The organism is Aquimarina sp. RZ0 (assembly GCF_008370685.1).
GTDB lineage: Bacteria > Bacteroidota > Bacteroidia > Flavobacteriales > Flavobacteriaceae > Aquimarina.
On sequence record NZ_VTZU01000044.1, the window covers coordinates 29,832 to 53,888 of the forward strand.

Consider the following 24,057-nt stretch of genomic DNA (forward strand, 5'->3'; position numbering starts at 1 on the left):
TTCTCAATTTACATCATTACTAATTTAGAAATCTGTTTAAATTTAAGATGTTAATATAAATGAAGAAAATTAAAATCGCTCATATACTCAATTCTGTTGGTGGTGTTGACGTGTCGTTAAGATTAATCTTAGAAAATATCAATCCCGATGTTGTTGATAGTTTTGTTATTCATGGCGATAATGATACATCAAAAGATTTTACCAATAAGAGAAATGAAAAAGTTAAAGATTATCAAGTACCTATACAAAGAGAAATCAATTTGCTGAGAGATATTGACTCTATTTATAAAACAATTAAAATTTTAAAGGTAGAGAAACCAGATTTGATACATGCGCATAGTGCAAAAGGAGGGATTATAGCAAGAATAGCTTCTTTGTTTTACAAGGTTCAAGTTTTACATACGCCTCAGGCATACTCATATTTAAGTACAGATAGTAAATTAAAAAGGTTTTTGTTTTTAGGTCTTGAACGAATATTTAGATCCTTTAATTCTGTACTTTTAGCGTCTTCTAATTCTGAACTTCAGCGAGGTATTAATGAAGTAGGTTACAAAAAACTAAGAACGGAATTGTTTAATAACTCGATTCTTCCCATCAAGTTAAAAGAGAACAATACCAATTATCCCATTACTTGGCCTAGAAGTTATATCTGTACAGTAGGAAGGCCATCATATCAGAAGAATATCGAAATGATGATTGAAGTGTTAAATGAGGTAAGAAAAAAGATACCGGATATACATTTGGTTCTAATGGGAGTTGGAGAGTATAGCCCAAATCTCGAGAATGTAAAAAAACTTATCAAAGATAATTTATTGAAAGAGAATGTAACTTTAGTAAAATGGATTGATCGTGAAGAAATTTTCAAAATAATTTCGAATTCTAGACTTTATATTTCGACAGCTAGATACGAGGGTTTACCCTATTCGATAATAGAAAGTATCGCGCTATCCAAAGCGTGCGTTGTTACCAATTGTGATGGGAATCGCGATCTGGTTATTGATGGATATAACGGATTTGTTATTGGAGAAAATGACATAAGTAGCATGTCTGATAAAATCGTAGAGATCTATAATAATGATGTTTTGAGATTAGAAATGGAAAAAAACTCATTGGATTTTTTCAATGATAATTTTAATATTAATGTTAACATAGAAAAATTAGAAAAAAAATATCAAAAATATAGTATATGAAAATATCAGTAATAGGAACAGGTTACGTAGGTTTAGTAACTGGAACCTGTTTAGCAGAAACAGGAAATGATGTGTTATGTGTAGATATAGACGAAGATAAAGTTAAGCTAATGAAAAAGGGGCAAGTTCCTATTTACGAGCCACATCTGGATGTAATTTTTGAACGTAATATTGGAGCAAATCGTTTGAAATTTACAACATCTTTAGAAGAAGGTTTATCCTATGGAGAGATTGTTTTTTTGGCGCTACCAACTCCAGAAGATGAAGATGGTTCTGCTGATCTAAAATATATTTTGGGAGTATCCAAAGAAATTGGAAAATTAATAAAAGAGTATAAGGTAATAGTAGATAAGAGTACGGTTCCAGTAGGCACTTCAGAGAAGGTTAGAGAGGAGATAGCAAAGAATGCAACGTGCGATTTTGATGTAGTTTCTAATCCAGAATTTCTTAGAGAGGGCTTTGCTGTAGATGATTTTCTGAAACCAGAACGAATTGTTGTTGGATCTGATTCACGAAGAGCAATTGAGTTGATGGAAAAACTATACAAACCTTATGTGAGATCAGGAAATCCAATTCTAATTATGGATGAAAAATCTGCAGAATTAACTAAATATGCTGCAAATTCATTTTTAGCAACTAAGATTACATTTATGAATGAAATTGCTAATTATTGTGAGAAGGTAGGTGCTGATGTCGATAAGGTAAGAATAGGAATGGGAACAGATTCAAGGATTGGTAAAAGATTTTTATTTCCTGGGATTGGCTATGGAGGTTCTTGTTTTCCGAAAGATGTAAAAGCATTACACAAATCAGGAAAGGATGATAACTATAATTTTGAAATTTTAGAATCTGTTGTAAAGGTGAATACCAAGCAAAAAATAGCTTTAATGCCGAAAATTCAGGCATATTTTAATAAAAATTTGGAAGGAAAAACTTTTGCTATATGGGGATTGGCATTTAAACCTGAAACTGATGATATTAGAGAAGCTCCAGCATTGTATATGATTGATAGTTTATTAGATAAAGGAGCAAAGGTAATAGCTTTTGATCCGGAAGCTATGGATAATGTAGGTCGAAAATATGGAGATAAAATCACTTTCTCTAAATCTATGTATGAAGCTTTAGATGGTGTGGATGGATTAATAATCTGTACGGAGTGGAGTATTTTTAGAACACCTGATTTCAAAAAAATAAAAAATAGCCTTATAAATGCGGTTATTTTTGATGGAAGAAATTTATACGACCTTCAAGATATTGAAAAAGAAGAAATTTCTTATTTCTCAATCGGAAGAAAAGACATAAAATTATAAGATGAAAAAAGTTTTAATAACAGGAGCAGCAGGTTTTTTAGGATCACATTTATGTGATCGGTTTATAAAAGAAGGGTATTATGTTATTGCAATGGATAACCTGATTACAGGAGATCTTAAAAATATTGAACATCTTTTTAAATTAGAACAGTTTGAGTTTTATAATTATGATGTATCTAAATTCGTTCATATACCTGGAGAACTGGATTATATTTTACATTTTGCCTCACCAGCTAGTCCTATAGATTATCTTAAAATTCCGATCCAAACATTAAAAGTGGGTTCTTTAGGAACTCATAATTTATTAGGTTTGGCAAAAGAAAAAAAAGCAAGAATATTAATAGCGTCTACAAGTGAGGTATATGGAGATCCTCTGGTACATCCACAAACAGAAGACTACTATGGAAATGTAAACACCATCGGACCTAGAGGAGTATATGATGAAGCAAAACGTTTTCAGGAATCTATAACGATGGCATATCATACCTACCACGGAGTAGAAACGAGGATAGTTCGAATTTTTAATACCTATGGACCCAGAATGCGATTAAATGACGGACGTGTAGTTCCGGCTTTTATTGGTCAGGCGTTAAGAGGAGAAGATCTTACTGTTTTTGGAGAAGGGCTACAAACTCGTTCTTTTTGTTATGTAGATGATTTAATTGAAGGAATCTATAGATTGCTCTTTAGTGAGTATGTGTATCCAGTAAATATTGGAAATCCAAATGAGATTACTATTAGAGATTTTGCGGAAGAGATTATAAAGCTTACAGGAACAGATCAAAAAGTAATCTATAAACCATTACCAGTAAATGATCCACTTCAAAGACAACCGGATATTACTAAAGCAAAAGAAATTTTGGATTGGCAACCTAATGTGGATAGATCAAAGGGAATGAAAAATACACTGGATTATTTTAAAAGTTTGTCAAAAGAAGAATTGTATAAAAGTGAGCATAGGGATTTTTCGAAGAAATTGATATAATTATTAATGAAGAGTAAAAAAGGAAGGTATTCAATATATATAAAACCGATTTTTTGTTTAGTTGATTTAGTGCTATTAAATTTTTTAGTAGGCTTATTTCAAACTAATTTGACTAATGATTTCTTATTTTTAGTTTATATATCCGTTACCTGGATAGTTTTATCTGTAAAGAATAAATTCTATGGCATAGAAAGGTTTTCTAAGGTAACTCATACTCTTTCATCTTTGATAAGGCAATTTTTAATTTTTTGGCTTATTGTTTATGCTTTTATAGGAATTTTTGAGCAACCTGCAGTTATCAGGGCAGAGATAGCAAAGTACTTTGTTACAATAATGTTTTTAATTTCTTTTTTCAAATTTCTACTTCTATATTTATTAAACAAGTACAGAAAAGTATTTGGGGGAAACTTTAGAAATGTTGTTGTTATTGGAGATAATAGTAAGACCAATCAATTGATAGAAATTTTCAATAATAGACTTGAATTTGGTTATAAGTTTCAAAAAAAGTTTTGTGTCAGCAAAGAAGACTTTTCATTTGAATACTTCTTTAATTATATAATAGATAATGAGATTGATGAAATCTATTGTTCAATAGCAGAATTATCTAATAAGCAGTTAAGAAAAGTAGTTAATTTTGCAGATAATAATTTAAAGGTTCTTAAGTTTATTCCTGATAATAAAGATATTTTTACTAAAAAATTAGTTTTTAATTATTATGGATATGTACCAGTTTTGTCGTTCAGAGAGATACCATTGGATGATCCAATCAATAAATTTATAAAAAGAAGTTCTGATATAATATTAGCATTACTGGTGTTAATATGTATTCTGTCCTGGTTAACCCCACTTTTATTTTTTCTGATGCAGTTTGAGTCTCGAGGTCCGGTTTTTTTTAAACAAAGAAGAAATGGAATTGATTATCAAGAATTTTATTGCTTTAAGTATAGATCAATGAAACCAAGTACGAGTGGTCAACAAACTACAAAAGGAGATAATAGAGTAACCAAAATAGGTAAATTTATTAGAAAAACTAGTATTGATGAATTGCCTCAATTTATAAATGTTTTGTTAGGTGATATGTCTGTTGTCGGACCAAGACCTCATATGGTAAAACATAATGAAGATTTTTCTCAAAAAGTTGATAAGTTTATGGTACGGCATTTTGTAAAACCTGGAATATCAGGCTTAGCACAGGTTAGTGGATTTAGAGGTGAAATAGAAACTAATAAAGATATTATTAACAGGGTAAAATATGATATTTTTTATGTAGAGAATTGGTCTTTATTATTAGATATTAAAATAGTAATTTTGACTATAGTTAATGCTATTCGAGGAGAAGAGAAGGCATATTGATAATGTAGTATATAACATAAAATGCATCATAAAAGAGGAGGATATTCATATTTGATAAGACCAATACTGATTGTAATTGATCTTGTTATTTTGATAACATCTTCTTCCTATTTTCTCACTCACCTTACGGATAATAGATTTTATATTTTCATATCAATAACGTGGCTAATAGTTGCTTATTTACTTAGTTTTTATGAAGTTTATAGATATTCCAAGGTTATTACAATAGTTTCTCTTTTATGTAAACAAGCTACATTGATATTAATTCTAATGTATGCATATTTTGGACTGCTTAGGATCAGCAATATTTCTTTTAAGGATAATTCAAAGTTTATTTTCATTACAATTAGCATAATAGGAATCATAAAATTTATTTCTTATTATGCCTTAAAAAGATATAGATCTTATCTGGGGGGTAATAATAGGAGAGTCATAATTGTGGGGAATAATAAAAGTGCCCAGCAACTCAAAACTTTTTTTAACAAAAGAAAAGATATGGGGTATAAGGTTCTCGAAATATTTTCGAACAAATCACCAAATACTATTCAGGATAGTTTTGAGTTCTTAGCAAAAGAAGAAGTAGATGAGATATACTGTTCTATGGATGAAATTTCTAATGAGACCCTAAATGAATATATCAAATATGCTGATCAGAATTACACAATAGTTAAATTTATTCCGAATACAGAACATATTTTTTCAAAAAGGTTAAAAACAGATTATTACGAATATTTACCTGTTTTGTCTATTCCAGAAGTATCATTGAATAGTTCTGCAAATAGAACTATCAAAAGAGCTTTTGATATTGTTTTTTCTTTATTAGTGATTATTTTTATTCTATCTTGGTTAATTCCTTTATTGTATGTTTTGATAAAAACAGAGTCCAATGGGCCGTTAATTTATAGCCATAGACGTAATGGGATTAATTATAAAGAGTTTGTATGCTATAAATTTAGATCCATGAGGCATGATGATTGCTCGAATGATCTTACGCAGGTAAAGAAAGAAGATCATAGAGTTACTAAAATTGGACGCTTTATAAGACGAACGAGTATTGATGAATTACCCCAGTTTTTTAATGTGCTATTCGGTGATATGTCGGTAGTGGGCCCTAGACCACATATGTTATCATATACCAAGGAGTATGCAAAAAGAATCGATAAGTATAATTTTGTTTTTCGTCATTCTGTAAAACCAGGTATTACAGGAATGGCACAAGTAAAGGGATATAGAGGAGAAGTAGAGCATAATGAAGATATTGTGAATAGGATTAAATATGATATTTTTTATATAGAAAATTGGTCGCTGTTATTAGACTCAAAAATTATTCTCAATACAATACTTAATGTCATAAAAGGTCAGGAAAAGGCGTATTAATTCAGTTTTTCAGTCAAAAATGGCTATTCTCGATACAATCTTCCTTCGTCAGATTATTCGAATTGATGTGTTTTTTATATTGAATTCACGTTAATTACTATAAATGATTATGTATAGGCTTCCATTTAAAGTCTATGTTTATTACGAAAATTAAAGAGAGTGAAACTAAGAAAAAGGATATCAGAATTAACAGAAATGTTCTATAAAGGTGAGCAAGACAATCGTGTTTTGACCATCTTTTGGAACAGTCTTTATATTGCTTTTCTTTTATTGCCGTTAGGAATTAATCTTCCTACGCCATTTTTCATAATATCTATTGCCTTAGGAGTCATAAATATCTTTAAGTCAGAAAAAAAGTTTATTTCTGATAATAAGATATTATTACTTTTTCCATTGTATTTTTTTATAATATCTGGTAGTTTAGTGTATTCAGAAAATATTTCTGATGGGATAGATTTAACGCAACGATCTCTATCATTATTATTATTCCCGATAATTTTTTTATTTGTGAAAGAAGATGCTTCTACCGTAAAAAAGCTTTTTGATTTTTTACTTTTTGGATTGATCATTTCTTTTTTTATTAATTTCTCTTTAGCGATCAGTAATCTGGCAGAAATTATTGAAGGAGATCTGATGTATCGGTTGTCATTAAGGGGGTTTTATTCATTTTTAGGCGTTATAGCAGATGGTTGGAATTACCTTGTAGAGGCAGAGTTTTCTCAATTGGTAAACCCTAGTTATCTTTCTTTATATATCTTATTGGTATTGAGTTATTACCTTAAAAACAAATTAACCTCAGGATTGCGATTTTTTATTGTAATCATTTTATTTTTATACCTTTTTTTGTTAGCATCAGGAGCAGCATATTTGATTTTAATCTTGATGTCAGTGTTGTTGATTTTTAATATTTCTGATAGAAGTAAAAGATATACGATGTTGATTTTATTTTGCTTAGGACTCACAGTATTTTTAAAAAATCCTCGTGTATTTGATTTTTATACAGAAGCAACTGTCTATGAACAAACAATGGAGTATGACAATTCAACCTTAGAAAAATTTAGACTGTTAAGTTGGGATGCCAGTATTGAATTGATAAAAAGTGCACCCTTACTAGGTTACGGAATTGGTGATGCCAATGATATTTTGATTGAAAAATATAAAGAATTGGGATATGACTATAATTATGAAAATAAATACAATTCACATAATCAGTTTCTTCAAACACTGCTCCAGACAGGGAGTGTAGGTTTTGGAGTTTTGATTACTATTTTTATACTATTGGCAATTCGTATGAAAAGAAGTCGAAATGAATTTTCTGTCTTTTTAATATTATTTATATCTCTTATGTTCGAATCTATGTTGGTTCGATTCAACGGAATTGTATTCTTATCAATTGTAATACCACTATTACTAAAAAAGAGAAGCATTTTGAGCAGTAGAATTATACGTAATGCTCCTGCTATAAAGAATAGTACTTCAATCGAATTAAATCCGTAAATAATTAGCAGGAAAACAGGCAAAGGATTATTTTTGACAGCTTAGAATTTAGTTATAAAAGAACCTTGGAATGAATATTTTAATACTTGGATCAGGAGGAAGAGAACATACGTTTACCTATAAAATTGCTCAGAGTAGTTTATGCAAAAAATTGTTTGTAGCGCCAGGAAATGCAGGAACTTCAGAAATGGCTACTAATGTAGCTATATCAGTAACTGATTTTACTGCGATCAAAGATTTTGTATTAAAAGAAAGCATCGATATGGTGGTGGTTGGCCCAGAAGATCCATTAGTACAGGGAATAAGTGATTTCTTTGCTAAAGATGCTGATTTAAAAAATATTGCAGTGATAGGGCCTTCCAAAGAAGGAGCCAGATTAGAAGGAAGTAAAGAATATGCCAAAGAATTTTTGTTCAGGCATCGTATTCCAACAGCAAAGTATCAAAGTTTTACTGCCGATAATGTTGCAGAAGGAAAGCAATTTCTGGAGACATTAAGCGCACCTTATGTACTAAAAGCAGATGGCCTGGCAGCAGGCAAAGGAGTACTGATTCTAGAAGATATTGAGGAAGCCAAAAGAGAGCTCCAAAATATGCTGACTCATAAAAAATTTGGTACCGCCAGTGAGAAAGTAGTAATAGAAGAGTTTCTTGATGGTATCGAATTAAGCGTATTTGTATTGACAGATGGTAAAAACTATGTAACCTTACCAACAGCCAAAGATTACAAACGCATCGGAGAAGGAGATACAGGATTAAACACTGGAGGGATGGGTGCAATTTCACCAGTACCATTTGCCGATGAATCTTTTATGAATACAATAGAAGAACAAATCATAAAACCGACGGTAGAAGGTCTTGCAGAAGAAAAAATTGACTATAAAGGGTTTATTTTTATAGGTTTAATTAAAGTAGGGAATGAACCTAAAGTAATCGAATATAATGTAAGAATGGGCGATCCCGAAACAGAAGTAGTATTACCAAGAGTAAAAACAGATTTGGTGTCATTATTTACCCACGTTTCGAATCAGACTTTGGATAAGATTGATGTGGAGATCGATACAAGAAGTGCAGCAACAGTTATGGCAGTTTCTGGAGGATATCCGGAAGCATACAAAAAAGAAAAAGAAATTACTGGAATTGAATTAGTGTCAGATTCTTTGGTTTTTCACGCGGGAACAAAGCTTGATGGAGAAAATATTGTAACCAATGGTGGTAGAGTTATTGCGATAACTTCGTTTGGTAATAATTTTAAAGAAGCTTTAGAAAAATCATACAAAAATATAGAGAAGTTACATTTTGATAATATGTATTACAGAAAGGATTTAGGATTTGATTTATAATCAAATTTTACAAACCATATAAAAAAGACTCAAGAATTCTGAATTCTTGAGTCTTTTTTATATGGTTGAGATTTATTCTTTTAAATAATACCATTTTTGCTTTAAAATTACCCAAATAAAATACAGTTGTTTTTTCTTTAGGCAAAAAAGAAAAGTTCAGCATAGCCTAAGCTACGTTTAATTTTTATTTTGAAGCATAAGGGGAAGAGAACAAATTTTAGTAAGTAATTTTAAGGTAGAAATGGTATAAAAGCTTAAGTCCAGTTCTTTTCTATTCAGGTTTTAAAAAAGAATGTGCCTTAGGATCCCTATTTTCTTCATTGTTATCATTAAATTTCTTAAGCTCTTTCATCCAGTATAAAAAAGCTACAAAACCAATAGTCATAAATAACCAGTTTACTATATTAGCAGCAGTCCAGCTTTCTAACTCTAATGCTCTAAGGGCGTCCATTGGAGCAAAAAGTACGTCTACAAAAAGAGATGCTATGGCTTCAAAAAAATCTTTCATAATAGGATCTTTATTTTAGTTATAAAAAGTACGATCAGATAAACCAAAAACTTTTTATAAATTAATTATCTTTTAAATAAAAACAATGATATATTGTTTGATGCAAAAATATAAAAAATAGTAGTGTTATCAAGTTTTTTTAGTAAATCAAAACCAATTAATTTTATAATCATAGCATTATACATGCTTGTATTTTATATAGCCGCGAATCTCAAAAAAGGGTTTGTAATAGAATATGCTTCTGTTTTACTATTAATAGCAGGGTTTGTAATCTATGTTTTATATATGCCAGTATTAAATTTGATCACTCAGAAGAATGATCTTACCCTAAAAAGTACGAATACAATTTTATTATTTGCATTTCTAACCGCTATTTTACCAAACTCTCTTACCGATATAGGTATACTGGTGGCAAATTTATTTTTGATTTTAGGAATCAGAAGTGTACTAACATTAGGAAGTGGGAAACATATAAAAGCCACAATTCTTGATGCTTCATTATGTATTGGTATCGCATCATTGGCATATTTCTGGAGCATCGCTTTTATAAGTATACTATTTCTGGGAATATTATATTTTGAACCCAAAAATTATAGAAACTGGGTGATTCCAATAATAGGTTTGATGATTGTATATATACTTACTAATTGTTTTACTTTAGTATTCTATGATTCGTTTTTTGAAATAAACAACTATATGAATGCAGTTTCTTTTTCTTTTGAAAATTATCTGACTAAAGATTCAATTTTCTCTTCTGGAGTATTAATAATTTGCGTGGTATTCTTTTTTTCAATGTATATAACCAAATTTAAGAGGAAACCGGCAAAAACAAAACCTGTAGTAAACCTTATACTCATGCAATTATTGGTGGGATTAATTATTGTTATTATTGCGCCAGAAAAAAATACTTCAGAGATGATTTTTATAGCCGGACCTTTGGCGATTATAGGAACTACTTATTTAGAACTTGATTATAATGAATTGGTCAAAGAAATTAATATTTGGGTATTTTTATTAATTCCTTTTATTGCTTTATTATTTTGATTAAAGCACACCTAGATACTATAGAGTCAGAGCTTCAGCACCGATTATCTTATGAGTATATATGGTTTCGTAAACAAAATGATGTATGGGATGGCTATAGCAATTTTATATATACCACAGTAACATGGAAAGATCTGATCCCAAAAATTGCAACAGCAGTTTCAAAATTTAAAGTACACAAAAAAGAGTTTTTTTACTATACAATTAATAGGTGGTATAACTATTGGAGTGCATTGGCTGTAGAACTAATATTTACAGATCTCGATGGTATTGTTGCGGCTAAAAATAAAAAGGATAAACTGATGGATTTTTCCTTTTTCGGAGATACATTTGATCATAAAACCAGTATTTTTCCAAAAGGATTTAAGAAACCATTGGCATATGCACTACAGCATCCCAAAGAACTTATAGCATGGTTGTATATAAATCAAAGCCAACAACAAAGAAGACATTTGGAGAATAGAATGTTTTTGATAGTATATGCCAAAGACGGAAATCATTGGAAATTAAAAGCAGAAATCACTTGGCTTAAAGATATTATTTCAACTTATGTTGCTACATTTGACGACTCAAAACTATTCCGATTACAATTACAGCCTTATAACGTTACAAAAGCAGGATTGATTTGGGCAATACGGTAAATGAATATCTTTTTTAGAATAGATAAATGAATTATATAGGATCAAAATATAAACTTTCGGATTTCATAATTGGATCTGTCAAAAATGTAGTTGGCAATGATCTGGAACAAAAGGTTTTTTGTGATCTTTTTGCCGGTACAGGAATTGTAGGTAGAAGTTTTAAAACCTTAGTACATAAAGTAATAGCAAATGATTTAGAATATTATAGCTATGTGCTAAACCGGAATTATATAGGAAATCACACGTATATTGATGCATTTTCATACCTTTTTGAGCTTAATCAACTGATAGGTGAAAAAGGGTTTATTTATCAGAATTATTGTAAAGGTGGTGGATCAGAACGACAATATTTTAGTGATCAGAATGGGCTCAGAATTGATGCAGCAAGAATACAAATAGAAGCCTGGAAAACTGCTGCTCAGATTGATGATAACACCTATTTTTTTTTATTAGCATCGTTATTAGAAGCGGCAGATAAAGTAGCAAATACAGCCTCAGTCTACGGAGCATATCTAAAAAAACTAAAGAAAACAGCAGAAAAACCATTGACAATAATCCCCGCAGAATTTAAGCATACCAAAAATTCTCATCAAGTATATAATAAAGATAGTAATACATTAATCAAAGAAATAGAAGGAGATATATTATACCTTGACCCACCATACAATGCGAGGCAATATGGTGCAAATTATCATATGCTAAATACTATAGCAAAATATGATACTTTTGTTCCTAAAGGCAAAACGGGATTAAGACATTATAATAAATCGGATTATTGTAAAAAAGGTGAAGTGATTACCGTTTTTGAAGAATTGATTAAAAATGCTAAGTTTACCTATCTCTTTTTGAGTTATAATAATGAAGGATTGATGCCCGAACAAGAAATAAGAGAGATTATGCAACGTTATGGAAGATATGATCTGGTAACCACAGCATACCAGAGGTTTAAGGCAGATAAGACTGAAAATCGAAATCATAAAGCTACTGCCACCATTGAATATTTACACATCTTAGAAAAAAAATGATAATGTTTACAGAGAAAGCAAATACGATCTTCAAAGAAGTTATAGAAATGTATCATGTAATTGATCGAGTAGATCAGGATTTTTTTAATCCATATGATAGTAAATCACAAGTGATAGAACATTTATTGTATCGTAAATGTTGGATTGATACGGTGCAATGGCACTACGAAGATATAATCCGTGACCCTGAGATTGATCCAGTTGCAGCTTTAACCCTAAAAAGGAAGATTGATGCCTCTAATCAGGATCGTACAGATATGGTTGAGTATATTGATAGTTATTTTTTAGAGAAATATAAAGATATCATACCCACACCTGAGGCTACCATCAATACAGAAAGTCCGGCGTGGGGAATAGATAGGTTATCGATTCTTGCATTAAAAGTATACCATATGCACGAAGAAACCATTAGAGAAGGAGCGTCAGACTCACATAAATCAATCTGTCAGAAAAAATATGATGTATTATTAGAGCAACGTACAGATCTTTCTACTGCGATCGATACTTTACTGGAAGATATAGAAAGTGGAGATAAATACATGAAAGTTTATAAGCAGATGAAAATGTATAATGATGACGAGTTGAATCCTGTATTAAGAGGAGAAAAGTAATAGCTGACTTTTTTTGAATAAAAAGAATTCCATAGCAAAAAAAGACAAAACCTTTTCGGATGGTTTTGATGCGCACATTCTGGTGATTAGATTATCTGCGATGGGAGATGTAGCAATGACAATCCCGGTACTAAGAACGTTTAGAACTACTTATCCTAATGTGAAAATTACAGTAGTAACCAGAAAATTTTTTACGCCTATATTTAATGGAATAGAAAATTTAGAAGTATTTCACGCAGACGTTGAAGGTAAACACAAAGGTGTATTAGGGTTATCCAGATTATCCAGAGAACTTAGAGGGGTAGGAATTACGGCAGTTGCAGATTTACATAATGTTTTGCGATCTAATATCTTAAAAAGGTTTTTCGAGTTCAGAGGGATTAAAGTAGTACAAGTAGATAAAGGCAGGGCAGAGAAAAAGGCATTAACCAGATCGAAAAATAAAGTTTTTAAGCAATTAAAAACTACACACCAGCGATATGCAGATGTTTTTTCAGGACTCGAGTTTCCTATTGATTTAAAAAATCACTCATTTCCACCTAAAACTTCTTTAACGCCAAAAATTTTGAATCTGGTGCAGAATTCTACTAAAAAGTGGTTAGGAATCGCTCCTTTTGCGCAATATGAGAGTAAAACCTATCCTTTGTCACTAATGATTGCTGTAATTGAAGCATTGGATCAAGATGATACATTCAAAATTTTTCTTTTTGGAGGCGGAAAAAAAGAAGCAGATATTCTTAATAATATAGATAGCAAATATAAAAATGCGATCAATGTCGTAGGGAAATTAAATTTTCAAGAAGAATTACAACTCATTGGCAATTTGGATGGGATGCTATCAATGGATAGCGGTAATGCTCATCTTGCGGCTATGTATGGAGTACCCACTATTACGTTATGGGGAGTAACACATCCCTTTGCAGGTTTTATGCCTTTTGGGCAACCTATAGAATATGCTATTTTACCTAACTTGGCAAAGTATGATCAAATCCCTACATCCATTTATGGCAATAAAATTCCCGAAGGGTATGAAAAAGTTATGCATACTATAAGACCAGAAACGATACTCAAAGTAGTAAACACACTATAAAGGTGTAAGTCGTCTAGTTATTTTTATCAGAAAAGGTATTACACATCATCAAAATCTACGATTATATTGGATGAAGTAGGATGTGCCTGGCAAGCTAATACTAGACCTTCTTCTATTTCTCCATCTGTAAGAATACTGTTTTTTTCCATAAGAGCAGAGCCCTCGGTAATTCTACAGATACAAGAACTGCAAACACCTCCCTGACAAGAATACGGGGCATCAATGTCTTTTTCTAAGGCAGCATCAAGAATCGTTTTTTTCTGATCCATGATAAAACTCGTTTCCTCTTCGTCAACTATAATTTTGATATTGGTTGCACCAGCTAGATTTATATCAATTTTTCCTTCATCCGTGCTACTGGTAAATAACTCAAAATTAATTTTTTCTTTCGCTACGCCAGTATCAGACAATGTATCTTTGACAATATTGATCATCTCCTCAGGGCCGCAAAGATAAAAGCTGTCAAAAGAAGTGTTTTTAAACTTATTTTTGATAATATAATTAACAGTAGATTTTTCTATTCTTCCAAAATGTGCGCCATCTTCATCACTTCTACTATAAAAAAGTTCAATAAACAAACGATCCGGATATGTAGATTGTAATGATAAGAGTTCTTTTAGAAATATAGTCTCATTGGGATTTTTGTTTCCATAGGTTACTACAAAACTACTATGAGGTTCTTCTTCCAGTACCGACTTAATCATACTCATCACAGGAGTAATTCCGCTTCCTGCGGCAAAAGCACCATACGTATTTTTGTGTTTAGGGTCTGATGATAATAAAAAGTTTCCTTCAGGCGTATGAACTTCAAGAGAATCACCTGTTTTTAAGGTGTTATTAGCATACGCAGAAAAAATTCCACCTTCAATTTCTTTTACAGTAACTACAAGTGATCCACTTTTGGGAGCACTACAAATTGAGTAAGCTCGTCTTATCTCTTTTCCTTCAATTTCAGTTTTAATAGTAACATACTGTCCAGCGACAAAGGAATACGTGTTTTTTAATACTGAGGGAATTTCAAATTCTATAGAAACAGCCTTTGAGGTTTCTCTAACAATGTTTTTTATGCTAAGGGTATGAAAATCTGACATAGTAATATAATAAACGCTAAACTAGATAACTTAATAGCAGCTTTCTGATTAGGTCGGTTTAATCTCTAAAATATTTCGAGATTGAATTTATTTTTTGCAAAAATAGTAAATGCAAAATATCCTGGAATAGTTTTGTGCTAAAATTGCGTGCTTATAAAAAAAATATAGAAGTATGCTCATCACAAGAATGCCTATAAGACACTATAGAGTTTTAAATATAAGTTAAGTTTTGGTAAAAGTAGACTAATATAATATCAACAGGTACCTATCAATTTATATGGTCTTAACATAGTTTAATATAAAATAATAGGTTTTCTTTCAATATTTTAATAACATTAAGCTAACTAATAGATCAGAGTAGGTAGTTCAAAACTAGTACTGCCGCAATACTACTTTGTATCTATACTAATTTATTCAACTAACACAAACAAATTCATGAAACCATTTTATTTTTTAACCGTTTTATTGCTAATTCCGCTTGCAGTAATGTCTCAGGCATTCAGTGGACTAGTGACCGATGATGAAACAGGAACACCACTTAACAATGTTAGGATACGTCTTGTAGAAAATAACCAAGAACAAATCACCTCTAATGATGGGTCTTTTTCTTTTTTTGTAGGAGCAAATCAACAAAAAACAGTACAGTTTCAAAAAGAAGGATACATCTTTAAAGATATTCAGGATGTACTGCCAACAGTAAATCTTTCTGTAAAACTGAGAAAGAAAAAAACCAGTTCAGCAACCACCAGGTGGAATGATTACCTTACATCCTGTAATACGTATAGCAATCCCAGGATTCCTAATGATCCTACTTGGAATGTAGAATTTACAGAAACTAACTTAACAGGCGATTTTGCCGCTAATTCCAGATATACCAGAAGAGACCCTAGCGCTGTGATCCAGTATAACGGATTGTATTATGTGTGGTATACATATAAAATTTCTGAACGCTCAACATATTTTAATACAAACAATGTAAATGATAATGTTTTCCCCTGGGATCATGCGGATCTGTATTATGCAACATCTCCTGATGGATATCAATGGACAGAAAGAGGACCAGCGGTTTTAAGAGGCGCTTCTGGTTCTTATGATGACAGATCAGTATTTACACCAGAAATTTTTGAGCATGAAAATAAATTTTATCTGGTGTATCAAGCCGTAAAACATCCTTATATAGAACGTGTAAAGAATACGGTAGCCATGTCGGTAGCTGATAGTCCGGATGGTCCGTGGACCAAATTAGAAAAACCTATTCTGAGACCGACCGATAATGGGATATGGAGTCCTAATTCTACAAGCCGTTTTGATGTTATAGAAAAAGGAGATTTTGATAGTCATAAAGTGCATGATCCTTGCATTCGATTTTATAAAAATAAATTTTATTTATACTACAAAGGCGAGCGTATGGGAGAAGATAGATATTGTGGGCAACGAGAAATAAGATGGGGAGTTGCTATTGCGGATCAACCAACGGGACCCTATGTAAAATCAGAATATAATCCGATAACGACAACAGGACATGAAGTAAGTGTTTGGAATTATAAAGAAGGAATTGCTATTATCCAACATCTGGATGGTCCGGAGCGAGGGAGTATTCAGTATGCTGAAGATGGTGTTAATTTTGAAATGATGGGAAAAGCTTCTAATGTTCCTGATGCTTTAGGAATTTTTCGCTCGGATACTGACGGAACGTCTCCAAGATTTGGAGTTTCATGGGGATTATGCCATGTTCTGAGATGGGATCAGGTAGGAGGTGGTTGGATGTTCTTGAGACGTTTTGATTTAGTAAACCCTCCTGCAAATCCAAACCCGGATCCAGACCCTAATCCGCCAACAGATACAGATGATTTGGTAATTGAAGTTGAGAATTTCTCTGATACAGGTACCAATAATAATTATACGCCTGGTGGGTATTTTGGTGTGAATGCAACAGATATCGGAGTAAATTTTGTAAATTCTCAGGATTGGATGGAGTTTGATGTTACTTTTCCGGAAAGTGGTGATTATGAACTAACTTATTTTATAAGTACACCAATGAATCGTGCGAATGTACAAATGCAAATTGACGGACAAGTAGTCGCAAATGATGTTGTACGTAATAACAGAGAATGGGATCAGTATTATCCATTGATTAGTCAGAATACTATTACTGTAGACGCTGGAATATATACCATTAGGGTAACCGCAAATGGCAGTAATCGATGGCAATGGAATATGGATAAATTTCAATTTAGAAAAATAGACAGTCGAGACGCTTCGATTCTTAGCCAAAATTTTGATGAAGGAGATAAATTCAAGGTGTTCCCTAATCCCGCTACATCCTCTATTTCGATTACTGATATCAAAAAAACACTATCATATACCATTTTTGACTTGCAAGGAGTAATGATTCATACTGGAGTACTAAAAACTGGTGCTGTCATTTCTTTAACAGGTTTGTCAAAAGGAGCTTATCTCATAAAAATGAAAGATGATGATTACATCCAATCAAGTGTACTTATCAAAAAATAATCTTAGAGTATGTTTAAAAAGAATACAAATTGAAAATCAATAGTTTGAGGTTCTGAGGATGCTTCAAATGATGAGAATATCGAGATATTTTAATTATTTGAAGTAAGCTCACGGTTCTTAAAATATTTGTTTTCCGGAAGTAAGGTTTTTAAACATACTCTTATGTAAGATTAGAATAGGTCTGTTGTATATTTTATAAATACATTTTTTAAGCATACAATGCCTCGGTACTATAGAGCGGAACTAATTTCGATACCCGAAATTAGTTTCGTTTTTTTATATAATTTAATTCTCAAATGAAATTTGTTACTAACATCGTTTCCTTTTGTTTCACAATTCGAAATAAAAAACATCGATAGTGCTGCTAGATATGATTTTTGTTTCTCGTCTGAATTAAAAAATAATTCGATTCAGTTTATGGTGATCCCACCTAAGAATTGGTACAAAAACATTTTGTTTTAAGATTTTATTGGCATTTCTGTAACAAAAAAACATTTTTGATTACTAAATATATATGAAGTTGTTAATAATGCCTAAATACAAGACAATAATTTTTTATCCGAGGTAAGAGAAAATTAAAGCATGACCTATAGTTTTTCTATTTTGAAATAAAACAAAAAAGCAAATTCTATGAGGTGATAACTTCATTAAAAACACGAACAACTATGTTTAAACATTTTATTACACTACAGTGGAAATCTTTTTGGAGGTCTGCTTCCTTATCTTCTGGGCTTTGGATGAAAATTTTTATGGGATTCTGGGCAATCTATCTAATCGTTATGATGGTTGTTGGCAGTTTTGGTGTCTATACCTATATTGATAAAGAGTTGTCATTAAATCCATTAGAGGTGATAAATAGATTTCTAATCTATTGGTTTGTTTTTGATTTGATTTTTAAATATGCACTTCAAAAAATGCCAGTGATTAATATTAAACCACTGTTGATTTTGCCTTTCAAAAAAAGTAAGATTGTTTCTTTTGCATTGGGTAAGACAGTGTTTTCATTCTTTAATAGTATTCACGCATTCTTTTTTGTTCCATTTTCAATCCTTTTAATAGCAGAAGGAGATGCGCCGGTTTTTAATGTTTTACTGTGGAATATCGGTTTAATCGGATTGGTCTACAGTAATAATTTTCTTAATATACTATTGAATAATAAAGATAACCTGATATATTTTGTTGCAGGAACAGTAGCAATCTTAGGTGGATTACATTATTTCGGTTATTTTGATATTACCCAATATACGGCTCCTTTTTTTCAAGGATTGTATGAAATCAAATGGTTGTTTTTAATACCAATAGCTACAGCAATTGTTGCATATGTAATTTCATTTAGATCCTTTATCAAAGATTTATATCTGGATGCCGGATTGGCGACAAAATCTAAAAACATAAAAACTGAAAACCTGCAATGGTTAGATAGATTTGGGAAAACAGCAATATTTCTTAAAAACGATATCAAATTAATAAAACGAAATAAAAGAGCCAGATCTACTATAATCCTGAGCATTTTGTTTCTATTTTATGGATTGTTATTTTTTACAGGATCCATAGAAGCATATGATGGTCCTGTCTGGAAGATTTTTGCCGGAATCTTTGTTTCAGGAGGATTCCTGTTAAGTTTCGGTCAATTTGTACCAAGTTGGGATAGTTCTTACTATCCATTAATGATGACCCAGAATATACGCTATAGAGAATATTTATCTTCAAAATGGTGGTTGATGGTCATTGCTACATTGCTCTCTACTATTTTGGCCTCTGGATATTTGTATTTTGGGTGGGAATCGTATCTGGCTGTTATCACAGGTGCCATTTTTAATATGGGAGTCAATTCTCATATCGTATTATGGGCGGGGGCATATGTAAAAACACCTATTGATCTTACAAGCAACAAAAAAGCGTTTGGAGATAAACAGGCATTCAATGTAAAAACCTTGATGTTGTCATTACCAAAAATGGTATTGCCTATGGTTTTATACGCCATAGGACATTATGCATATAGCCCATATGCCGGTTTTTTATTGGTGGCATTGGCAGGAATAGCAGGTTTTGCATTTAGGAACATGGTCTTTGACAAAATCGAAAAAATTTATAGAACAGAGAAATACAAGACAATCTGGGCTTACAAACAAAAAAAATAGGAAAAATGATAGCAGTACAAGACATTACAAAAACATATGCAGGTAATACGGTGCTTACTATAGAACACTTAGAAATACCAAAAGGAGATAGTTTTGGGTTGGTAGGTAATAATGGAGCCGGAAAAACTACATTATTTAGCGCATTATTAGATCTGATCAAACCAACTACAGGGCACATCGAGAATAACGGTATCAGAGTTGATCAAAGTGAAGAATGGAAATCAATTACTGCTGCTTTTATTGATGAGACATTTTTGATTGGATATCTTACGGCAGAAGAGTATTTCTATTTTATAGGAGAACTTCGTGGTCAGAACAAAGCAGATGTGGATGCCTTACTTTCTGAGTTTGAAGATTTTTTTCACGGTGAGATTTTAGGTCAGAAGAAATATTTACGTGACCTTTCTAAAGGAAATCAGAAAAAAGTAGGTATTGTAGCGACATTAATAGGAAATCCCGAAGTGATAATTCTTGACGAACCCTTTGCGAATCTGGATCCAACTACTCAGATTCGTTTAAAGAAGATTATAAAAGATCTGGCGGCAGATCCTGCTATAACCGTATTAGTTTCTAGTCATGACCTCATGCACGTTACAGAAGTTTGCAGTAGAATAGTAGTTTTGGATAAAGGAGAAGTAGTGAAGGATTTGGAAACTTCAGAAGAGACGCTTAAGGAATTAGAAGCACATTTTAATAAATAAAACGTAAGATACTAATTAGAATAACGTAGTATTCCAGCTTCCTGTTATAGAATTCTTTTTTTAAGAATATATAAATGGTATGATTTTTTTAAATTAAAATGATATTCATACAAAAGAAAATCATTTTATTATTAATTGTTAATAACTCTACAAAACACATTAAAAATCTATTCCCGAAGAAGAAAAATTTGTTAACAACCTGTTTTTTGCAGAAAGAAACGTATTTTTACATTTCACACATCGCTTTTGTGCCATTATGATACACTAAAACACAAGTTTTTAAGTTATCAGCGTATAAATTATACTAATTTTGAACAAAAAAATTTCGCAAATTATCGCCTTACTTCTTTTAACGCTTATTGTGTTTAGTTGTTCGCGTAAAAAAGATAAATGGGTTAATAGAACCTGGCACGATGTAACTACCAAGAATAATACACTTTATAATGGTAAAGTAGCTTTTGAAAAAGGAAAAGAAGATATAGTACAGACATATAAAGATAATTTCTGGGAGTTATTGCCCGTAGAAAGATTGATTGTCAGTGAAGATGTACGATTGCCAAACGAAGTACTGAATCAAAACTTTGATAAAGCAGAAGAAAAAGCAGCAAAATCAATCCAGAAGCATAGCATGCTAATTGAAGATAGAGAGCGAAATCCTAAAATCGATGAATCTTTTTTGCTACTGGGGAAAGCCAGATATAACGAGCAACGTTTTATACCAGCACTGGAAGCATTTAATTATATTCTATACAAATATCCAACCAGTAATACCATAAATCACGCTAAGGTTTGGAGAGCCAAAACCAATCTTCGTCTGGACAACAATGAAAAAGCGATCGAAGATCTTACAAAGATGATCGAAGAAGAATATATGACGCCTCAGGATTATTCTGATGCTGTAGCGATGATTGCACAAGCCTATATTAATCTGAAGCAAAAAGAAAATGCAATTGTCTTTATCAATAAGGCAGCTGTACATTCTAAAAATAATGAAGAAAAAGGAAGGTATTTATATATAAAAGGACAATTATTTAATGAGTTAGGACATAAGGATAGTGCTAATTATGCTTTTGATGAGGTTATTGACCTGAATAGAAAAACCCCAAGAAGATATATGCTAAATGCCTATATGGCAAAAGCCAGAAATTTTAATTACCAAACCGGTGACAAGGAAGAATTTCTGGAATTATTGACGGATCTCGAAGAAAACCGCGAGAACAGACCTTTTTTGGATAAAATCTATAATCAAAAAGCAGTTTATTTTAAAACACTGGATTCCATTGATCTTGCCGTAGATTACTACAATAAATCTTTACGTACCAATTCTGAGGATAAATATTTAGAATCTCTTAATTATAAAACCTTAGGAGATATAAAATTTGATTATAAAGAATATGCAGTGGCTGGAGCCTACTATGATAGTACACTGGAGCGAATGATAGTAGATTCTAAAAGGCATAGAGTACTCAAGAAAAAACGTGACAATCTGGATGATGTAATTTTATATGAAGGTATAGCAAAAACGAATGATAGTATACTTATTGCAGTTGCCATGTCCCCAGAAGAAAGGTTGGCATATTACTCAGAGTATACCGAAAAGCTTAAAGCAATCGCTGTAGAAGCGCAGGAAGCAGCAGAAATTGCAAGAATAAAAGAAGGATTACCTACAGAACAGAGGTTTAATCAACCAGGCACAGGATTATCCGGTAGTAGAGGAGGTCCAAGTGCAGAAGGAGGAACATTCTATTTTTATAATCCGACCACAGTAGCCTTTGGTAAGACATCCTTCAAAAGAACGTACGGGAATAGAGAATTAAAAGATAATTGGAAGATATCAAGTGTTAGCAATCCTAGTGTCATCTCAGAAGAAAGTGAGGAAGTAAAGGAAGAATATTCTATTGATAAAGATCCCACTTTTGATCCGCAGACATATATTGTACAATTGCCCTCAGATCAAGGTGTTTTAGATAGTTTGAAAACAGATCGTAATTTTGCATACTATCAGCTGGGAGTTATCTATAAAGAAAAATTTCAGGAATACAGACTGTCAATTGATAAATTTGAAGGTTTATTAAAGAATGATCCGGAAGAACGTCTGATTGTGCCATCCAAGTATAACTTATATAAAATATATGATCTGCTTGGAGAAGAGCGTAATGCAAATGAGATCAAAAGCGATATTATCAATACACATGGAGATTCTCGTTATGCTAAAATCTTGCTAAACCCGAATGAAGCCCTAAAAGACGACGAAAACAGCCCTGAATCTATGTATAATAGATTATACAAAGACTTTAAAAATCAGAAATATGCCGCTGTGATAAAAGAGAGTGATGAATTGATAACCAAGTTTACTGGAGAAGATTTTGTTCCAAAATTTGAACTGCTTAAAGCACAGTCCATTGGTCGCTATTATGGATTCGAAAAATATCAGGAAGCATTAAACTATGTATCACTTAATTATCCACAAAGCCCTGAAGGAAAAAAAGCGCAGTTAATTTATCAAACAACTATACCGCAGATACAAGATAGTAATTTTTTAATGGGTCTGGAAGATCAGAAAAATCATAAATTAATATATCCTTTTTCTATATTTGGTGATAATCAGGCGCAGGAATTAAAAGAACGTCTCGAAGCGATCTTAATAGATCTTAGATATGACAAGATGAAAGTTTCATTGGATGTCTATACAAAAGATCAGCAATTTGTGGTTGTTCACACCAGAAGGAATAAATTAGGAGCAGAAGGACTGGCAGAGTTATTACTTATAGGAAAAGTAGAAGATACAAGAGGTGTAGATTTAACAAAGTGGAATAGAAAAAAGAAGTATTATGATAAGGTAGATAATGAATACTTAATAGTATCGTCGCCTAATTATAGAATTATGCAGATTCATAAAAATATGGATACGTATGTACAACTGGAGTCAGAACCTGAGCCAGAGTCAGAATAATAATTTTTAATCCCCCGTACTAACTATGTTTTCAGACAATAAAAAAGGAAAAGAACAGGCATTGACTGATTTTTCCAGAAACCAGAACAAAATTTCCGAAGGAACGAAGATTGTAGGAGATGTGATTTCCGAAGGAGGGTTTAGAGTAGAAGGTACTATCGAAGGTACATTTAAGACGACAGGAAAAGTAGTCGTAGGAAAATCAGGTTTTATCAAAGGAACTTTAGAGTGCTCTGATGCAGATTTTGAAGGAAAATTCTCAGGAAACTTATTGATTTCCGGAACGTTGTCATTAAAACCTACTGCACATATTGAGGGAGAAGTATCTGTTGGCAAATTAGCTGTAGAGCCTGGAGCAACGTTCAATGCATCTTGCGTAATGAAAGGTGGAGTTAAATCTTTGGGAACGAAGCAAGATGGACAAAAACAAGGACAGCAAGGACAAGGGAAATCAGCTTAGAAAATACCTAGCTCTTACCGGTATTGCTTTTGAGATGGGTGCGATCATTTTCGTGTGTGCATTTATCGGAAAAAAATTGGACGCCTATTACCAATTAGAGAAAAATTGGTGTACAATGGGTTTTGTCCTTTTTGGAGTTGCATCTTCATTATACTTGGTTATTAAACAATTAGATAGAATTAACAATTCTGAAAAATAATATATCTTTCTGATTAAAATTTAAT

20 protein-coding genes are annotated in these 24,057 nt (G+C 31.9%); 18 read left to right on the forward strand and 2 right to left on the reverse strand.

Going from position 1 to position 24,057, the window contains the following annotated elements:
- Window positions 1-59: 59 nt before the first annotated feature.
- From F0000_RS16995 to purD, 7 genes are all read left to right on the forward strand, one after another.
- Window positions 60-1,190, forward strand: coding sequence for a glycosyltransferase (locus tag F0000_RS16995; protein ID WP_149625928.1), 1,131 nt, complete (start codon window positions 60-62; stop codon window positions 1,188-1,190).
- A complete protein-coding gene (locus F0000_RS17000) occupies window positions 1,187-2,500 on the forward strand; it encodes a UDP-glucose/GDP-mannose dehydrogenase family protein (protein ID WP_149625929.1) in 1,314 nt (437 codons plus the stop codon). The genes F0000_RS16995 and F0000_RS17000 overlap by 4 nt, the downstream gene beginning before the upstream one ends.
- A gap of 1 nt (window position 2,501) precedes the next feature.
- Entirely contained in the window at window positions 2,502-3,485 is a 984-nt protein-coding gene (locus F0000_RS17005) for a UDP-glucuronic acid decarboxylase family protein (RefSeq protein WP_149625930.1), read from the forward strand.
- 6 nt (window positions 3,486-3,491) lie between these two features.
- Window positions 3,492-4,838, forward strand: a complete 1,347-nt coding sequence (locus tag F0000_RS17010) for an exopolysaccharide biosynthesis polyprenyl glycosylphosphotransferase (RefSeq protein WP_149625931.1) — start codon at window positions 3,492-3,494, stop codon at window positions 4,836-4,838.
- 21 nt (window positions 4,839-4,859) lie between these two features.
- Complete coding sequence (locus F0000_RS17015; RefSeq protein ID WP_149625932.1) at window positions 4,860-6,215, forward strand: exopolysaccharide biosynthesis polyprenyl glycosylphosphotransferase; 1,356 nt, start codon at window positions 4,860-4,862, stop codon at window positions 6,213-6,215.
- 159 nt (window positions 6,216-6,374) lie between these two features.
- Window positions 6,375-7,712 (forward strand): O-antigen ligase, encoded by a 1,338-nt coding sequence (locus tag F0000_RS17020; RefSeq protein WP_149625933.1) that lies wholly within the window; start codon window positions 6,375-6,377, stop codon window positions 7,710-7,712.
- A 70-nt stretch (window positions 7,713-7,782) separates the two neighbouring features.
- Window positions 7,783-9,054 carry a phosphoribosylamine--glycine ligase gene (gene purD, locus F0000_RS17025; protein WP_149625934.1) on the forward strand — a complete coding sequence of 424 codons (1,272 nt, stop codon included), beginning with the start codon at window positions 7,783-7,785 and terminating at the stop codon, window positions 9,052-9,054.
- A gap of 271 nt (window positions 9,055-9,325) precedes the next feature.
- Here purD and F0000_RS17030 read toward each other — a convergent pair whose 3' ends face one another.
- The gene (locus F0000_RS17030) at window positions 9,326-9,562 is read right to left on the reverse strand and encodes a uracil phosphoribosyltransferase (RefSeq protein WP_149625935.1); all 237 of its coding nucleotides are present in this window, start codon (window positions 9,560-9,562) and stop codon (window positions 9,326-9,328) included.
- A 123-nt stretch (window positions 9,563-9,685) separates the two neighbouring features.
- Between F0000_RS17030 and F0000_RS17035 the strand changes: the two genes are divergently transcribed.
- Genes F0000_RS17035 through F0000_RS17055 form a run of 5 tightly spaced genes read left to right on the forward strand, consistent with a single transcriptional unit; the run spans window position 9,686 to window position 13,973 of the window.
- Window positions 9,686-10,606: a DUF6427 family protein gene (locus F0000_RS17035; protein WP_255452781.1), complete on the forward strand. Its 921-nt coding sequence runs from the start codon at window positions 9,686-9,688 to the stop codon at window positions 10,604-10,606.
- Entirely contained in the window at window positions 10,603-11,247 is a 645-nt protein-coding gene (locus tag F0000_RS17040; protein ID WP_255452782.1) for a hypothetical protein, read from the forward strand. The genes F0000_RS17035 and F0000_RS17040 overlap by 4 nt, the downstream gene beginning before the upstream one ends.
- Window positions 11,248-11,273: 26 nt before the next feature.
- On the forward strand, window positions 11,274-12,272 hold the full coding sequence (locus F0000_RS17045; RefSeq protein ID WP_149625937.1) for a DNA adenine methylase: 999 nt from the start codon (window positions 11,274-11,276) through the stop codon (window positions 12,270-12,272).
- Between the two features lie 2 nt (window positions 12,273-12,274).
- A complete protein-coding gene (locus F0000_RS17050) occupies window positions 12,275-12,883 on the forward strand; it encodes a DUF4254 domain-containing protein (protein ID WP_149625938.1) in 609 nt (202 codons plus the stop codon).
- Window positions 12,884-12,896: 13 nt separating this feature from the next.
- A complete protein-coding gene (locus tag F0000_RS17055; RefSeq protein WP_368668112.1) occupies window positions 12,897-13,973 on the forward strand; it encodes a glycosyltransferase family 9 protein in 1,077 nt (358 codons plus the stop codon).
- Between the two features lie 38 nt (window positions 13,974-14,011).
- Here the strand turns inward: F0000_RS17055 and F0000_RS17060 are convergent, their stop codons facing one another.
- Window positions 14,012-15,064 carry a ferredoxin--NADP reductase gene (locus tag F0000_RS17060; RefSeq protein WP_149625939.1) on the reverse strand — a complete coding sequence of 351 codons (1,053 nt, stop codon included), beginning with the start codon at window positions 15,062-15,064 and terminating at the stop codon, window positions 14,012-14,014.
- A gap of 435 nt (window positions 15,065-15,499) precedes the next feature.
- Here F0000_RS17060 and F0000_RS17065 point away from each other — a divergent pair, with 435 nt between their 5' ends.
- From F0000_RS17065 to F0000_RS28620, 6 genes are all read left to right on the forward strand, one after another.
- On the forward strand, window positions 15,500-17,578 hold the full coding sequence (locus tag F0000_RS17065; RefSeq protein WP_149625940.1) for a carbohydrate-binding protein: 2,079 nt from the start codon (window positions 15,500-15,502) through the stop codon (window positions 17,576-17,578).
- A 665-nt stretch (window positions 17,579-18,243) separates the two neighbouring features.
- Complete coding sequence (locus tag F0000_RS17070) at window positions 18,244-19,719, forward strand: DUF5687 family protein (protein ID WP_149625941.1); 1,476 nt, start codon at window positions 18,244-18,246, stop codon at window positions 19,717-19,719.
- A 5-nt stretch (window positions 19,720-19,724) separates the two neighbouring features.
- Window positions 19,725-20,420 (forward strand): ABC transporter ATP-binding protein, encoded by a 696-nt coding sequence (locus F0000_RS17075; RefSeq protein WP_149625942.1) that lies wholly within the window; start codon window positions 19,725-19,727, stop codon window positions 20,418-20,420.
- Between the two features lie 310 nt (window positions 20,421-20,730).
- Window positions 20,731-23,373 carry a hypothetical protein gene (locus F0000_RS17080; protein ID WP_255452783.1) on the forward strand — a complete coding sequence of 881 codons (2,643 nt, stop codon included), beginning with the start codon at window positions 20,731-20,733 and terminating at the stop codon, window positions 23,371-23,373.
- 25 nt (window positions 23,374-23,398) lie between these two features.
- Window positions 23,399-23,833 carry a polymer-forming cytoskeletal protein gene (locus tag F0000_RS17085; protein ID WP_149625943.1) on the forward strand — a complete coding sequence of 145 codons (435 nt, stop codon included), beginning with the start codon at window positions 23,399-23,401 and terminating at the stop codon, window positions 23,831-23,833.
- Complete coding sequence (locus F0000_RS28620) at window positions 23,790-24,032, forward strand: AtpZ/AtpI family protein (RefSeq protein WP_149625944.1); 243 nt, start codon at window positions 23,790-23,792, stop codon at window positions 24,030-24,032. The genes F0000_RS17085 and F0000_RS28620 overlap by 44 nt, the downstream gene beginning before the upstream one ends.
- The last annotated feature ends 25 nt before the right edge of the window (window positions 24,033-24,057 follow it).